At 43.2% G+C, this 16162-nt stretch carries 12 protein-coding genes; 6 read left to right on the plus strand and 6 right to left on the minus strand.

Annotated elements, in window-relative coordinates; genetic code table 11:
- Positions 1-21: 21 nt before the first annotated feature.
- The 3 genes from DD657_RS11315 to DD657_RS11325 all read right to left on the minus strand — a co-directional run bounded on the left by DD657_RS11315 (position 22) and on the right by DD657_RS11325 (position 3012).
- A complete protein-coding gene (locus tag DD657_RS11315; RefSeq protein WP_287049928.1) occupies positions 22-741 on the minus strand; it encodes a pirin family protein in 720 nt (239 codons plus the stop codon).
- A 228-nt stretch (positions 742-969) separates the two neighbouring features.
- On the minus strand, positions 970-2298 hold the full coding sequence (locus DD657_RS11320; RefSeq protein ID WP_021989109.1) for an MFS transporter: 1329 nt from the start codon (positions 2296-2298) through the stop codon (positions 970-972).
- A 78-nt stretch (positions 2299-2376) separates the two neighbouring features.
- A complete protein-coding gene (locus DD657_RS11325; RefSeq protein WP_287049929.1) occupies positions 2377-3012 on the minus strand; it encodes a lactate utilization protein in 636 nt (211 codons plus the stop codon).
- A gap of 144 nt (positions 3013-3156) precedes the next feature.
- On the opposite strand from DD657_RS11325, the gene DD657_RS11330 reads away from it, so the two are divergent.
- Positions 3157-4836 carry a SulP family inorganic anion transporter gene (locus DD657_RS11330; RefSeq protein WP_021989107.1) on the plus strand — a complete coding sequence of 560 codons (1680 nt, stop codon included), beginning with the start codon at positions 3157-3159 and terminating at the stop codon, positions 4834-4836.
- 93 nt (positions 4837-4929) lie between these two features.
- Complete coding sequence (locus DD657_RS11335) at positions 4930-6075, plus strand: OprO/OprP family phosphate-selective porin (RefSeq protein WP_021989106.1); 1146 nt, start codon at positions 4930-4932, stop codon at positions 6073-6075.
- On the opposite strand, the gene DD657_RS11340 is transcribed toward DD657_RS11335, so the two are convergent.
- From DD657_RS11340 to tatA, 3 genes are all read right to left on the minus strand, one after another.
- Positions 6065-8179 (minus strand): type IA DNA topoisomerase, encoded by a 2115-nt coding sequence (locus tag DD657_RS11340; protein WP_287049932.1) that lies wholly within the window; start codon positions 8177-8179, stop codon positions 6065-6067. The genes DD657_RS11335 and DD657_RS11340 overlap by 11 nt on opposite strands.
- Before the next feature lie 251 nt (positions 8180-8430).
- On the minus strand, positions 8431-9231 hold the full coding sequence (gene tatC, locus DD657_RS11345) for a twin-arginine translocase subunit TatC (protein WP_021989104.1): 801 nt from the start codon (positions 9229-9231) through the stop codon (positions 8431-8433).
- 18 nt (positions 9232-9249) lie between these two features.
- Positions 9250-9432: a twin-arginine translocase TatA/TatE family subunit gene (tatA, locus tag DD657_RS11350; RefSeq protein ID WP_068692403.1), complete on the minus strand. Its 183-nt coding sequence runs from the start codon at positions 9430-9432 to the stop codon at positions 9250-9252.
- Positions 9433-9577: 145 nt separating this feature from the next.
- Between tatA and DD657_RS11355 the strand changes: the two genes are divergently transcribed.
- The 4 genes from DD657_RS11355 to DD657_RS11370 all read left to right on the plus strand — a co-directional run bounded on the left by DD657_RS11355 (position 9578) and on the right by DD657_RS11370 (position 16162).
- Entirely contained in the window at positions 9578-10996 is a 1419-nt protein-coding gene (locus DD657_RS11355) for an amidophosphoribosyltransferase (protein WP_021989102.1), read from the plus strand.
- Positions 10997-11323: 327 nt separating this feature from the next.
- Positions 11324-14410: a beta-galactosidase, LacZ type gene (gene lacZ, locus DD657_RS11360; protein WP_021989101.1), complete on the plus strand. Its 3087-nt coding sequence runs from the start codon at positions 11324-11326 to the stop codon at positions 14408-14410.
- Between the two features lie 119 nt (positions 14411-14529).
- Entirely contained in the window at positions 14530-15489 is a 960-nt protein-coding gene (locus tag DD657_RS11365) for a hypothetical protein (protein ID WP_147379420.1), read from the plus strand.
- Positions 15476-16162, plus strand: a complete 687-nt coding sequence (locus DD657_RS11370; protein WP_287049934.1) for an ATP-binding cassette domain-containing protein — start codon at positions 15476-15478, stop codon at positions 16160-16162. Before DD657_RS11365 ends, DD657_RS11370 begins: the two co-directional genes overlap by 14 nt.

Below are 16162 nucleotides of genomic sequence, written 5' to 3' on the forward strand. Positions count from 1 at the left end.
GAAAACTGAACTCCGTGTTTTTTACTCTACTGCAGGGACTTCAATAAAGAGGACTTTAGCGTCTTCTTTGATTTTGATACCGAAGGTTTGCGTATCGTAAATACCTTGTCCGTCACGACGTTGTAGTTCTTGTCCTTCGACGACGACAGTACCTTCGATGACGAAGATATAGACTCCGAAGCTGTGGGGCGACCGGAAATGATAAATGTGGTCGCTGCCTTTCGTCAGCTCGCCGATGGAGAACCAGGCTTGTTGGTAAATCCATAATCCCCGGTCAGTGCCGGGGTAAGGAGATACGATGGTTGTGATTTCGTTGCGGCGAATGAGATTACTGATACGGGCGGTTTCGTAACGTGGGGTGACGTTCATCCGGTCTGGAATAACCCAGATTTGTAAGAAATCGGTTTTTTTGTCTGCACTCGCGTTGTGCTCACTGTGTACGACACCCGTGCCGGCACTCATAACCTGTATTTCACCCTGGTGAAGTACGGTTTCATTTCCCATATTGTCCCCGTGCTTTAATGCTCCGCTTAAAGGTATGGATACGATTTCCATGTTTTTATGAGGATGGAAGTCGAAGCCTGTGCCCGGATCGATGGAATCATCGTTTAATACGCGTAGTGCTCCGAAGTTGACGCGTTGGGGATTATAATAGTCTGCAAAACTGAATGTGTGTGATGTACGTAGCCAACCGTGATCGAAATGTCCGCGTGTATTGGCTTTGTGTAATACTGTTTTCATTGTTACTGTTTTATTGGTTGATGTCTTTAAAGTCCTTAAAGCTCATGGAAGCTTTAAGGATCGATTTTGATGTAGTTAAAGGTTTAGCCGCTGACTGGCATATGTATCAGAAGCTATAATGTCAACGATTAAACCTTCCATTCTGATCTGACATTGTAAATCGAGGTCGTTTTTGATCCCTTGGGGTATACGGTATTTTCCCTTTTGGGGTTTCTTGGGGAGATTTTTTTAAAATTTTTCGGACCGGTTGATTCCGACGGCAATCTCCTGAATGATGCCTTTTTTTATGTATACGGGGCGGGCATGTTTCCGGACGAGCGGACGATAATGTTCAAAAATCATACTCGACAGTATGCAAAAAATTCCGGAGATAAGGATAATATTTTCCAAACCGGTGTATTTTTCAATGTAACCGAGTGCCATACTTCCGATGGGGGATATTCCGGTAAATGTCATGGCCAGATAACCCATGACACGGCCTCGTTTATCTTCGTCGGAAAGGGTTTGCAGAAGCGTATTGATGGAGGCGACAGTGAGAATGATGGAAAATCCGGCAGGTATACAGACAAGGGTGGCCAGCCAGGGTGTGGAAATAAAGGATAAGAAGGTAAGGGCGATGCCGAGTATAATGGCTGCCAGGGTGACGACCTTGCCCAGCCCTACGACGCTTTTCCGGGCAGCCAGAAATATGGCAGCACTGAAAGAGCCGATTCCGATACAGGAAAGTAATAGTCCTAACATCTGACTGTCTCCTGAAAGAATGTCTTTTACGTATGCCGGGATAAAGGTGACCAAGGGGAGTCCGAAAAAGCTGATTGCCGTCATCATCAGGAGTAAGGTACGGATAGGAATATTACTGGTCACATAATGGAAGCCTTCTTTTAAATCTGTGGAAATGGCTGATTTTAGCTTCTTTTTTCCTTGTGGGGCCAGGTGCATAAAAAGTAAGGCTATGATAACTCCCAGATAGCTGATACCGTTTGCCAGGAAGCAAATACCTTCTCCCAAGAGATTGATGAGTACTCCTCCGATGGCCGGGCCGATAAGCCGGGACCCGTTAATAACAGCGGAGTTTAGAGCGATGGCATTTCCCAGATGATCCGGAGCAACCAGACTGGGATAAAAAGCCTGGCGGGTCGGATTATCAAGAGCATTAATCAAACCGATGAGCAGGCTCAAAACCATCAGATGCCATACCTCTGTTTGTCCGCTGAGGGTGAGTGCAGCTAATATCAGTGCCTGAAGGGCCGATAGGGATTGGGTGAATAAAAGTATATTCCGTCGGTTAAAGCGGTCGGTCAGAACGCTCATAAACGGTGTTGCCAGTAATATGGGAATTTGCGCCATGAACGTGATCGTAGCAAGCAGGAATACAGAGCCGGTTAGTTTGTAAACCAGCCAGCTCATAGCGATTTGTTGCATCCAGGTACCGATCAGGGAAACACACATGCCGTAAAAGTACAATCTGAAGTTCCGGGTTTTTAGGGATACCCAGATTTGTGATAAGGCCGTGCGGTTATCGGGTAATAACTCTTTCCAATTCCCTTTGATTTTCATGTTATAATGTAATCTGTAAGATGGAGATGGTTTTTGACCGTTCCGGTTTTACAATAATTGGGGGGATTTGATTTTCGGTTAAATGCCCAGTTCTTCGTCAATCAATATAATTTTTATTCTTCCGGCCGGCCACGATTTTTCAGTGATGGTCCAGGTATTGCATATCCGGTGAGGGCTACGGCAATCCATACACGTTCCGGTTTTCCGGCAGGGAGTATTAAAGCCTTCATGACGGAGTATATTCTGTGGTGCGGCCCAGGTCCGGATTCTTTGCATGGCGGATTCCAGATCGGGAACGATTTTGTTAATCCCGATGAAAAGTACGACATTTTTCGGCCCGAAGGTAATGCCTGCTACACGGTTTCCGATCATATCGAGATTTACAAGCTGGCCTTTCTGAGTCAGGGCATTGGTGCCGGCAAGAAATAAATCGGCTTGCAAAGCCTGACGGCGCTGATATATTTTTTGTGCCCTGCTCATGTGTTTTCCGAATGTATGGATTAAGGCAATTTCTGTATTTTTTTCAAGTTCTTCCAGAATATGACAGGCTTTCACGGTTTCGGAATCTCCCCAGCTAACCGTTGCCGGACATAATTTGCCGAAAATTTCAGAAAAGAAGATGTTCCGGGCGGCTTGTGTATTTTCTGCACGATAGACGTCAAAGTTATTGGTTTGTAGAGCTTTCAGGGTGTTTTCAATGATTTGTTTTTCCATAGGATAAATTTTTTACAAAGGTAACTAACACATCGGAAAGGGAAAGAGAGCCCGGATAAATTTATGAGATTATGATTTTTTATATAATTTTGCCACTCATTTACTTATATCCCGGTATGGGATGCTTAGGATCAATTGTCTGATATGAAAAATAAATTTGATTTTCAGCCTGTATTCTTTCTGACATTGAAGAATTATTCAGGGAAAAAATTTTTCACCGACTTGATGGCCGGTATTATTGTAGGTATTGTGGCTTTACCGTTGGCTATTGCTTTTGGTATTGCTTCCGGGGTAAGTCCCGAGCAGGGATTGATAACAGCTATTATTGCCGGGTTTATCATTTCCTTTTTGGGAGGAAGTACGGTGCAGATCGGGGGACCTACAGGGGCTTTTATTGTCGTGGTATACGGTATTATCCAGCAATTCGGTTTTGAAGGATTGGCTATTGCTACCGTTCTGGCAGGTATTATGTTGTTGCTGATGGGGGCGTTGAAGTTAGGGACCGTGATCAAATTTATTCCCTATCCGATCATTGTCGGATTTACCAGCGGTATTGCTTTGACGATTTTTACGACACAGATAAAAGATTTATTCGGTTTGGAGATGACGGCTGTTCCGGCTGATTTTTTATCCAAGTGGGGAGCTTATTTTGAGTATGTGTCTACGATCAATATCGGGTCGATGGTGGTTGGTATCGGCAGTATTCTTTTGATTGTCCTGACACCGAAATTATCGAAAAAAGTGCCGGGCTCTCTGGTGGCTATTATTGTGATGACGGCTGCCGTTTATGTGTTGAAGAAATATGCGGGGATGACAGGAATAGAAACGATTGGGGATCGGTTTGAAATCAATGCGTCTTTACCTCAGCCGACGATGCTTTCTGTAAATATGGAAACGCTCCATTTGCTTTTTCCTGCAGCTTTTACGATTGCTATTTTAGGGGCTATCGAATCTTTATTATCGGCTACGGTAGCTGACGGTGTGACCGGGGACAAGCATAATTCGAATACGGAGTTGATAGCCCAGGGGGCTGCCAATCTGATTGTGCCCTTTTTCGGCGGTATCCCGGCAACCGGGGCTATTGCGCGGACGATGACGAATATTAACAACGGAGGGCGTACTCCGGTGGCCGGAATTATACATGCGGTCGTTTTGTTATTGATATTGTTGTTTTTAGGTCCTTTGACAAAGCATATTCCGATGGCTTGTCTGGCAGGGGTATTGGTTATTGTTTCCTATAATATGAGCGAATGGCGGACATTTCGTTCTTTACTTAAAAATTCAAAATCGGATGTAGCCGTTTTATTGACCACTTTCTTTTTGACCGTCATTTTTGACCTTACAATTGCTATCGAGGTCGGATTGTTGCTGGCGATGTTGCTGTTTATGAAACGGATGAGTGAAACGACGAAGGTGTCTGTCGTGAAAGATCGTCTCGACCTTTCTTCGGAAGGTGAAATATTGCATGAGGAAGAAAAGCTGAATTTGAAAAAGGGGGTGGAAGTTTATGAGATAGACGGACCGTTCTTTTTCGGAATCGCCAATAAGTTTGACGAGTGTATGAAGATATTGGGAGATAAGCCTAAAGTCCGGATTATCCGTATGCGTAAAGTACCCTTTATGGATACGACCGGATTGCATAATTTGGAAAGTTTGTATCGTTTGGCAGAAAAGGAAAAAATACGGATTGTCCTTTCAGGTGTGAATGAAGAAGTACATAAGGTACTTATGAAATCGGAATTGTCGGGTAAAATCGGAGAGGAAAATATTTGCAGCAATATCCAGGAAGCTGTGGAAAAAGCAAATGCGATGGTTGAAAAGTAACCGGAATTGTCGTTTATTCTGGATTTACGATTAAAATGCAGGGGCTGAAGCAGGAATAATTTATGAATATATCGGAAACCAATCGATAAGTGTATGAGTAAAAAAGTTTGTTTATTTTTTATCATTTGTTTTTTATTACCGTTGTCGGGGAAAACCCAGGGATTTGTAAAATCGGAGAAAGAAGATTTCGAATGGCGGGTGATCGGCCGGGCTTTATTTGACGGTGGGGCATTTTTCAGTGATTCGACGGAAATGGGAAACGGTGTGGTTATAAATGATTTGCGATTGGGGGTCGTGATGCGCTTTTTAACTAATTGGCAGGGACGGGTAGAAATCGGTTTTTCAGAAAGTAAAGTTTCTTTGAAAGATGTTTATGTTGCTTATCATCAGGGGGCCCATACCTTGAGAGCCGGACATTATTTTGAACTTTTCGGAATAGAGAACCGTGTTGCGACGACAACCTACCGTTTGATGAATATGTCGGTGACAAACAGTACTTTCGGTGACAGGCGGAAAATCGGTTTCAGCTATATGTATGATAAGCTTCGCTGGACGGTAGCCGGGGGAATTTTCAGCGATAGTGATGTCGATAATAATAAAGGTTTGAATGAGGGATATACGCTTGTCGGAAAATGGGTCGGACGTCCGGTTTTCGATGAAGATAAGTTGTTACATATCGGATTGTCTGCCCGTTTTAGCGAACATGATAAAGCGGAAAGGCAGGAATTGATATACAAAGCCGGGGCGCCGACAAACGTATTGAAGAAAGATGAAAATCAGTTTCTTCGGGCCTCGGTAACGGATATGATAAATCAGTGGCGTTGGGGAACGGATGTGATATTACTTTATAAAGGAGCGTATTTGCAAAGCGAGTGTCTGGTGGCTCATGTAAATCGGGCTGGTGCCCCTGATTATACGGGTAAAGGAGGATATGTACAGGTCGGATACCTGTTGTTAGGCGACCGGAAATATACCTATAACCGGGCACAGGGATGGGTAGATAATCCGGCTGCTTCCAATCTCGAACTGCTGTTCAGGTATAATGTTACCAGTATGAATGACCGGAAGGCGGAAATAATGGGAGGAAAAGAGCAGGATATTACTTTAGGCGCGAATTATTTTATCAATAAATATGTGGCTGTCCGCCTGAATTATACTTATATGGTTACGGATAAATACGCCGTAAACGGGAAAGAGTCCGTTAATTTTATTCAAGGCCGTTTGCAATTCAGTTTTTAGGGCGTTCTACGTATAGCTGATAATTGGAGTCCAGTTTTAATATGCCGTTGAAACTGTTTCCGGCTTCGTCTTTAAAACCGTTGATTGTTCCCGTTTTGCCTTTTTGTATCAAGGTATCTATTTGTTTTTGCGTCAGCTTTTTTTCGTGTATGGACAGCGGGATTAAAAAATCACAGGATTTTCGGTAGAGGGTACATCCCCAGGCCGTTTTCCCTTTTACTACGCTGCCTTGTCCGCATTTGGGACAGATCAGTACGGGAGCGGGGGTTGCCGTAGAAGCTGTCCGTTTTTTCTTCTCTGTCGTTTTTTTCTTTTCTTCTTCTTCCGGAACTACGGTTATGGTTTTTGCGCTGGCATATTTCACCCGGTGGACGATTTCGTTTACCATGACTTTGAGTTCTTCCATAAAGCCATTGACTTCGTATTTGCCGTCTTCAATCATCCGGAGTTTTTTCTCCCATTGCCCTGTCAGTTCGGCCGATTTCAATAAATCGTTTTGTATCGTATCGATCAGTTCTATGCCTGTCGGCGTTGCCAGGAGGCGTTTTTTATCTTTACGGATATAGTGCCGTTTTTGTAATGTTTCAATAATGCCGGCCCGGGTAGACGGACGTCCGATGCCGTTTTCTTTCATCAAATCGCGCAATTCTTCGTCTTCGACTTGTTTGCCGGCAGTTTCCATTGCACGTAATAAATCCGCTTCCGTATAATATTTGGGCGGTTGGGTTTCTTTTTCCAGAATTTCGGGGGTATGCGGGCCGTGTTCTCCTTTTTCGTATACCGGGAGTACATTCTCGTCGTTCTGTTTATCTGTATTTACGCCGAAAACAACACGCCAGGCCGGATCGATGATTTGTTTCCCGGTAGCTTTGAATTCCTCTTCACCGGTTTTTGCCATAACTGTTGTGTTGGCAATCTCACAATCGGGGTAAAAGGCTGCGATAAAACGCCGGGCGACGAGGTCATAGACTCTTTTTTCGTCCGGACTCATATCGTAACTGAATACGCCGGTCGGAATGATGGCGTGGTGGTCCGTAATTTTTTTATCGTTGAATACTTTAGACGATTTTTTGATTTTACCACCTGTTAAAATCGGTTGCACCAAGTTTTCGTAAGGCTTTAATCCTTTCAAAATACCCGGGACTTTTGCATATTGGTCATTGGGCAGGAAGTTTGTATCTACACGCGGATAGGTGGTCAGCTTTTTTTCGTAAAGCGATTGGATGATTTTCAGCGTATTGTCGGCTGTAAATGCATATTTCCGGTTGCATTCCACCTGCAGCAAGGTCAGGTCGAATAGTTTCGGAGGACTTTCCATCGCTTTTTTACGTTCGATGCTGAGAATTTCCAATTCTTGTGTCTGGATTTTTTCCAGTAAAGCTTCGGCTTCGGCTTTTGTATTAAAGCGGCCGCGGGTATAGGAAAATAAGCCTCCCCGGTAGTCGGTCCGGATTTCCCAATACGTTTCGGGCTTGAAATTTTCAATGTTTTTTTGTCTTTCGACGACAAGCGCGAGGGTCGGAGTCTGTACCCGCCCGATCGAAAGAACGTTTTTTCCGTTACCGTATTTTAAGGTATATGCCCGGGTTGCATTCATTCCGAGTAGCCAATCGCCGATTGCCCGTGCCGACCCTGCTGCATATAACGTATCGAAATCTTTTGACTCCATCAGCTTATCGAAGCCTTCCCGGATGGCTTCCTCTGTCAGTGACGATATCCACAGGCGTTTGACCGGGACGTTGCATTTGGCTTTTGTCAACACCCAGCGTTGAATCAATTCTCCTTCTTGGCCGGCATCTCCGCAGTTGATGACCATTTCGGCTTTTGAGACGAGTTCTTCTATGATGGCAAATTGCTTTTTGATGCCCTCGTCGTCGATAAGCTTGATCCGGAATTTAGAGGGGATCATGGGGAGAACACTCAGGTTCCATTGTTTCCATTTTTCTGTGTATTCGTTAGGCTCCTGCAAACTGCATAAATGTCCGAATGTCCAGGTAACACAATACCCGTTCCCTTCCATATACCCGTTCCGGCGAACGGTGGCTCCGATCACATGGGCAATTTCTTTCGCGACACTCGGCTTTTCTGCTATACACATTTTCATACTTCAAACTGATGCTGATGAGAAGACAAAGATACGAGAAAAACCGTTGAAAACCGTAAATTCAAAAACGAAACAGATTGTTCGGAAACGTATAAATTTATGATTTACGATTTATGATTTACGATTTTAGATTGAGTGCACAAGCCAACGCTAAAGAAAATTTTAGATTGACGATTTTAGATTAAAAGAATTTGATAACAGATCAGTTGTCAGGCAATTTACAATCTATAATTTGTTATCGGCTTTGTCACTCAGGCCGTTTTATCTTTGGTGACTTTTTGTACCACCCAGATGCTTAGTTCATAAAGCATATACATCGGTATGCCTAAAAGGAAAAGACTGAAGAGGTCGGGAGGGGTAATAATTGCTGCAACAATCAATATGATGACGAGAGCATGCCGCCGGTATTTTTTCAGATGTTTGGGGGTGACAAGTCCGATTTTAGCGAAAAAGAAAGCCAAAACCGGAATTTCGAATACGGCACCCATAGCAATCGACAGTGTTGTAAATGTAGACATGTAAGATGACAGTGTAATTTTGTTGGCGACGATTTCGCTTACCTGGTAGGTCCCCAGAAACCGGAATGAAAGGGGGAACACTGCATAATAATTTAATAGAATGCCGCAGAAAAACAGGATGAATGCAACAATGAGCGTCAATGTTGAATATTTTCTCTCTTTTTCATATAATGCAGGCTTGACAAAGCTGAATAATTGATAAATAATATAGGGCGACGTGATGACCAGGCCGGCATAGAAGGCTGCACTTAAATGAACCACGAACTGGGAAGATAGTTGTATATTAATTAATTCTACATGAAAATCTTCCGGACAGATGGAAGGTATATGCAGTAGCTGGCCCAATTGGCATAAGGCCCTGTAGGTAATGAAGTCGGAGCGGTGGGGAGCCAGTATGATATCGAAAAGCAGTTGTTTGTTGACGAAAGCAATAACAGCAACCGATACAACGGCAATAGCAATACGAAAAATGACTTTTCTGAGTTCATCCAGATGATCCCAGAAAGTCATGTTCTGTTCTTTTTCCTCCTCCATCGGGTTTTCCACTGCTGATTATTTCTCTTTCTCGGTATTATTTTTGTTGTCATTTTTGTTTTCTTCATCGAGGCCGTTCATGCCATCTTTGAAACTTTTGACACCTTTGCCAAGCCCTTTCATCAATTCCGGAATCTTTTTACCACCAAAAAGTAATAATACCACCAACACAATAACGACGAGTTGAGTCGTACCGATCATTAACACTGTATTCATAAATTTTTTTATTTTATACCCACAAATATAGTGGAAGATTTTAAAAAATAAAATGAAAAGACTGAATTAATGCTATTTTTATTGTATCGGATTTGTTGTATTTTTGCCGCGGATCATTAAAAAAGTATTTATGAGCGGATTTTTTGGCTGCGTGTCACGCAAAGAGTGTGTTGCCGATGTTTTCTATGGTACGGATTATCATTCTCATCTCGGTACTAAAAAAGCAGGTATGGCTTTTTATAACGGACAGGATTTTGTTCGTTCCATCCATAGTATAGAAAGTGCTTATTTCAGAAATAAGTTCGAACCGGAATTGGAAAGATTCAAGGATTCTTATTTGGGAATAGGGGTAATCAGTGATTTGGAATCCCAGCCGATAACCGTGACTTCGCATTTGGGACGTTTTTCGGTTGTGACGGTGGGGCGGATCGATAATATAGACGAGATTGCGGAAAAATTGCTGGCTGAAAAGATTCATTTTGCGGAGTTATCCGGATCGTCGATCAATCCGACTGAGGTGGTGAGCATATTGATTAATAAAGGGGAAACTTTTAAAGAAGGGATTGAGATCGTACATAATGCAGTCAAGGGGTCTTGTTCTTTTTTAATATTAACGGATAGTTGTATTTATGCTGCCCGGGATAAATTCGGACGTACACCGGTGATTATCGGTAAAAACGAATTCGGCTATGTTGTAGCCAGTGAAAGTTCTTCGTTTACCAACCTGGGGTATTCGATTGTGCGGGATCTGGGCCCCGGAGAGGCTGTCCGGATTTCGAAAGACGGCGTTACTCCGATCATCACTGCCGGTTGCCGGAAACAAATTTGTTCTTTTCTTTGGGTGTATTACGGTTATCCGTCGGCTTATTATGAGGGTATAAATGTGGAAGATGCCCGTTATCGTTGTGGGGCTGCAATGGCTATGAGGGATGAGCTGAAAGCGGATTTTGCTGCCGGAATCCCGGACTCGGGGGTCGGACATGCGATCGGTTATTCGAATGCCAAAGGAATTCCTTATAAAAGACCTTTTGTAAAGTATACTCCTACATGGCCGCGTAGTTTTATGCCTCAAAATCAGAGTATGCGTGATTTGGTAGCGAAGATGAAGCTTTTGCCGAATGAAGCCTTTACGCGGGGAGCCCGTATTGTCTTTCTGGATGATTCGATTGTCAGGGGGACACAATTGAAAGACAATGTAGTGAAGTTACGGGAGTGCGGGGTGAAAGAGGTACATATCCGTATTGCTTGTCCTCCGTTGATCTATCCGTGCTGTTTTCTGAATTTTTCGACATCGCGTTCAACATTCGATTTGTTTGCCCGCCGGGTGATACGTGATTTGGAAGGTACTTCCGAGTTGACGGAAGAAGTTTTGAAACCGTATTCCGACCCTGATTCAGATAAGTACAAGGAAATGGTAAAAGTGATGTGTCAGCATTTGCAGCTTGATTCGTTACAATTCCAGCGATTGGACGATTTGGTACAGGCTATCGGCTTGCCTAAGGAGCAATTGTGTACGCATTGCTGGGACAATTCCAGCTATATGGAATAATTTTTGATTTACGATGCAGATAAATTTTCAGTTGCGTGCGTGTTTTGCTGAATAATTGAATCCGGTCATTCGTAATGTATTGAAGGACCTGCAGTTGTTTTTGTTTTTAACAGTACTGCAGGTCCTTTTGTTTTTGATACTCTAACCTATTCTCTTAAATGTTATTTTTTTGTCTTTTTGAAATTGAAAATTAGCCCTTTTAAGGCTTTTTGCGGGCGAATCGTTCTTATTTCTGCTTTTTTAGAGCATAATTCTGCGTTTAAATTCATTTTATTTGTTATTTTTGAACACACTTTGTAAAATATTTTACACTAAAATAAATTGTCTATGAGAAAATTGTTTTTATCTGTATGTGTGCTTCTGTCAATGGCAACGTTTGCACGTCAGAAGGAATGGCTGGATCCGGAGGTGAATGCGATCAACCGGGCGGCGATGAGGGCGGCTTATTTTGCCTATCCTTCTGTTGAATCGGCGCAAGCAGGCATTAAAGAAAAAGCGTCCAATTTTATGTCTTTGAATGGCATGTGGAAATTTAATTGGGTGCAGAATGAAACGGAGAAGCCGGTTAATTTTTATCAGGTCGGTTTTGAGGATCAGTGTTGGGTCGATTTCCCGGTACCGGGTATATGGGAAGTGAACGGATACGGTGATCCTTTATATAAGAATGTGGGGTATGCCTGGTCGAATCAGTTTCGTAGCAATCCGCCGCTGGTGGAGTCTGCAAATAATCATGTCGGATCGTATCGCAAAACGATTGATTTACCTGCCGATTGGAAAGGCAGGCAAGTGTATCTGCATGTCGGTTCTGCGACTTCGAATCTGTATGTATGGGTGAACGGTAAATTTGTAGGGTATAGTGAGGATAGTAAAATGGCGGCAGAGTTTGATATCACTAAATATTTGCAGCCGGGAAAGAATCTGATTGCTATGCAGGTCTATCGTTGGTGTGACGGTAGTTATCTGGAAGATCAGGATTTTTGGCGTTTATCGGGAATCGGCAGGGACGTTTACCTGTACGCAAGGACTCCGGTGCATATCGAGGATATTTTTATTACGCCCGATTTGGATGCTGCTTATAAGGACGGAAAATTGGATGTTGTAGCCAATGTTACCCGTGGTGGCGGATCGGTAGAGTTGGAATTAAAGGACATGAATGGGGCGACGGTCGGTAAAAAAGAAGTACGGCCGGATGGTAAAGGAAATATCCGGACTTTTATTGAAGTAAGTAATCCGGCTAAATGGAGTGCCGAAGAACCGAATCTTTATACATTGACGTTTACTTTAAAAAATGCTGCCGGTAAGGTACTGGAGGTTATCCCTCAACGTGTCGGATTCCGGAAAATCGAGTTGAAAAAAGATTTGGGACAAATATGGGTGAACGGTAAACCGGTGTTGTTTAAAGGAGCAGACCGTCATGAAATGGATCCGTTGACAGGGTATTATGTAAGTCGTGAACGGATGATTCAGGATATTCAGGTTATGAAAGAGAATAATTTGAATGCAATCCGTACCTGTCATTATCCGGATGATCCGGAATGGTACAATCTGTGTGATGAGTACGGTATTTATCTGGTCTGTGAAGCCAATATCGAATCGCACGGAATGGGATACGGGGAAAGAACTCTGGCGAAAAATCCCGCTTATGCCAAAGCTCATCTGGAAAGAAATCAACGGATGGTGGAAGCTTTTAAAAATCATCCTTCCATTATTTTCTGGTCGCTGGGAAATGAAGCCGGAGACGGGCCTAATTTTGAAGCATGCTATAAATGGATCAAAGAAAGAGATGGGAGCCGTGCCGTACAGTATGAACAGGCTGGGAGCAAAGCCCACACCGATATTATGTGTCCGATGTACGATGATCTGAACTGGATGGAAAAATTTGCCAAAAGTGATGATCCGCGTCCTTTGATTCAATGCGAGTATGCTCATGCGATGGGAAATTCACAAGGGGGATTCAGAGAATATTGGGACCTGATCCGTAAATATCCGAAATTGCAGGGTGGTTTTATCTGGGATTATGTAGATCAGGGATTGCGCGGTTATTCCCGCGACGGTTCTATGATTTATACGTACGGTGGAGATTTTAACCTTTATGACGGCTCGGATAACAATTTCAACTGTAACGGTTTGATCAGTCCCGACCGTGTACCTAATCCCCATATGAATGAAGTTAAAAAGGTATACCAATCTATTTGGACGACTCCGGTTGATTTGCAAAAGGGCCTGGTGAATGTTTACAATGAAAATTTCTTTATTGATCTCTCTGATTATTACATGGAGTGGACGTTGCTGGCAGACGGAGAAGCAATTGAAAGCGGTGTTGTGGCTCAGTTGAACGTTGCGCCCTTAGCTACGGAACAGGTGGCTTTGGGATATCAATTGCCTCGTACCGAAAAGGAACTGTTGCTGAATGTGTCGTATAAATTGAAACGTGCCAAACAACTGTTGCAAGCAGGTTATGTTGTTGCTGAAGACCAACTGTCGGTTCAGCCTTATACCGGTTTTAATGCTTCTATTGCCGCATCCGATAAGGCTGTGAAGATATATGAAGATCTGGTACATGTTGTATTGACGACTGGCGAAACTCAGGTGACTTTCGATAAACGTAACGGCTGGATTCGCGGACTTTCCATGAACGGATTGGAAATGCTGGAATACGGTTATAGTTTGCAGCCTAATTTCTGGCGTGCTCCGACAGATAACGATATGGGTGCGAATTTGCAAAATCGTTTCCGGAGCTGGAAAAATCCGGAAATGAAAGTCAAAGGTTTCAAAGCCGAACAGAACGGTACGAATGCTCTTGTTACCGTCGATTATGAAATGCCGGGAGTGTCTGCTGCCTTGAAGATGATTTATGAGATAAATTACGAGGGAGAGATTCGTATCTGTCAGGATATGAAGGTCGATAAGAGTAAAGAAAAAATGCCTCACCTTTTCCGTTTCGGTATGCAGGTGGTTATGCCGGGAGGCTTTGACCGTATTGATTACTACGGACGCGGACCGGTAGAAAATTACAGTGACCGGAATTTCAGTGAGAATATCGGCCGTTACCGGCAGTTGGTGAAAGATCAGTACTATCCGTATATACGTCCGCAGGAATCGGGCACCAAGACGGATATTCGCTGGTGGAAGTTGACAGATATCGACGGACGTGGATTGGAAATCCGTTCCGACGTGCCGTTCTCTGCTTCTGCATTACCCTATCTGCAGGATGATCTTGATGAGGGTACCCGTAAGCACCAACGTCATTCGGGTGATCTGAAAACGCGGGATTTGACAACCTTGTCGTTTGATCTGAAACAAATGGGACTGGGATGTATCAATAGCTGGGGCGCATGGCCGCTGGAACCCTATTTATTGCCTTATGACGATTATACGTTTAATGTAGTGATTACGCCTGTCAGAAAACGATAAGCGGAACAGGTATATTTTCTCGCAGATTGCGCAGATTTTGCAGGTAAACAATTTATCTGTGGATTCTCCGGAATCTGCGGGATTTTTTGTAGATTTATTTTCTCCAATACATATATAAGATGAAGACCCGAGTATTTCCCCGTTTACTATGGATCCGGCTTATGCAAATCTGGCGCTGGATGGGTGAAATCGGTCTGTTTCGTATCATTTTCGTATGGTGTGTTATTGTGCCGTTTGGCTTTTTGTTCCTGTGGCAAAAGATGGGCGGTCAACCTTATAACTGGGGGATACTTTCCGTATCGGCTGTTTTGTTTTTATTGCTTCACCGGAAAAGAAAAGATTTTTTGTTTTTATATAAACAGGTTTCACGGCCCCAGTGGCTTTATTTCGGGGAATATTGTTTCTATTCATGCTTTATCATCGGCTGCTTGCTTTTTCATGAAGAGTATACTCCTTTGTTGTGTTATATACTGGTTTTATTGGGTATTGCTTTTGTTCCGCCATTGTCAACAGCGGTTTGTACATACACTGTTTTTCTTCGTCCTGTGCCGGTTACTTGTTTTGAATGGCGTTGCGGTATCCGGCAGAATGTGTTGTCACTTTGGCTGTGTCTTTTTTTAATGATGGGTGGAATCTTCTTTTGGGGAATAGCGATTGCTGCATTCGTTTTTTTTACGTTGCTCGTACTTTCTTTTTATCTGGAAAATGAACCGCGTAACGTACTGGAGGCTACAGCTCTTACTCCAAGTCTTTTTTTGAATCGGAAACTGATCCGGCACACCGGTTATTTTGCATTGGCTTTGTTGCCTTTTTGCTGTATTGCATTTATACATTATTCTTATTGGGTATATACGCTGTCGGCTTATTTTGCCGCTTTGAATCTGTTTGTGTTCGGAATATTGATGAAATATACATATTATCGTCCGAATACTTATAGCACTGTCCGCTCGTTGATTATTTCAGCCGTGGGCTTATTGTCGCTGCTGCTGCCTTTTGCGGGTATCGTGTTTGTTGCCAATTTATTTTTGTATTATAGTGCATTGAAGAATTTAGATACCTATTTTTATGCTTTCGATTAAAGAATTATCGGTTTCATACGGCAACACCAAGGTGTTGGAAAATTTATCCGTCAATTGGAAAGCCGGGTGTGTGCACGGAATTGTCGGATTGAACGGATCCGGCAAAACAACTTTCCTGAATGCTTTATTCGGGATAAAGAAAAAAGATAGCGGAACTGTATTGTGGAAAGGGCTGCCGTTGAAGCGGACTGATATCGGTTTTTTGGAAACCGAGAATTTTTTTTATTCACGTATAACAGGAACTGAATATCTGAGTTTGTTCCCGACGAATCTGCCCCGTTACAATCAGGAGGAATGGAATCGCTTGTTCAATTTGCCTTTGCAGGAATTGATTGAAAATTATTCTACCGGAATGAAACAGAAGCTGGCTTTGATGGGGCTAATGAAACAAAACAAACCGCTTCTGATATTGGATGAACCGTTTAACGGTTTGGATATGGAAGCATCGAGAGTTTTGATGTTGATATTGGACAGATTGAGAGGACAAGGGACGACGATTCTGCTGACCTCCCATATATTACAGTCTCTGACGGGGATCTGTGATTACATACATTTGCTTCGCGGCCGTAAGATCGTATTGACGAGGAGCCGGGATGAGTTTTCAATTTTGGAAAAGGATTTGTTTCAGGAGCTCGATGCCGGTTATCGCCGGATCATCGGGGATATATTGTAA

Source organism: Culturomica sp. (assembly GCF_003524185.1).
GTDB classification, from domain to species: domain Bacteria; phylum Bacteroidota; class Bacteroidia; order Bacteroidales; family Marinifilaceae; genus Culturomica; species Culturomica massiliensis.